The sequence below is a fragment of the Pseudoalteromonas luteoviolacea CPMOR-1 genome (genome assembly GCF_001625685.1).
GTDB classification, from domain to species: domain Bacteria; phylum Pseudomonadota; class Gammaproteobacteria; order Enterobacterales; family Alteromonadaceae; genus Pseudoalteromonas; species Pseudoalteromonas luteoviolacea_K.
This window is the reverse complement of the sequence record NZ_AUYC01000049.1, coordinates 1-231: the sequence shown is the minus strand read 5'-3', so window position 1 is coordinate 231 and position 231 is coordinate 1. Positions and strand designations below refer to the sequence as shown.

General features: G+C 50.2%; 1 protein-coding gene. It reads left to right on the top strand.

Annotated features, from left to right (window positions below; all coding sequences use genetic code 11):
- Positions 1 to 231 (top strand): hypothetical protein (locus N473_RS26555; RefSeq protein WP_196766440.1); only part of this gene is annotated, 231 nt, incomplete at both ends.

Sequence of the window (231 nt, the reverse complement as noted above, 5' to 3'; positions counted from 1 at the left end):
TGCGAGTTACACCTATACATTAAATAGCAGCAATGGCGGCACAGAAGTGACAGGCAATGGCAATATCACCAGCGCCTCACAAACGGTGAACATTGCAGATATCAGCGGGTTAAATGATGGCACACTCACGCTGTCAGTGACTGTCTCTGATGCGGCGGGCAACGCAGCGACTGCTGTAACTGATACCGCAAGTCTTGATAAAACCAAGCCGACGGTAACCACTTTCAGTGC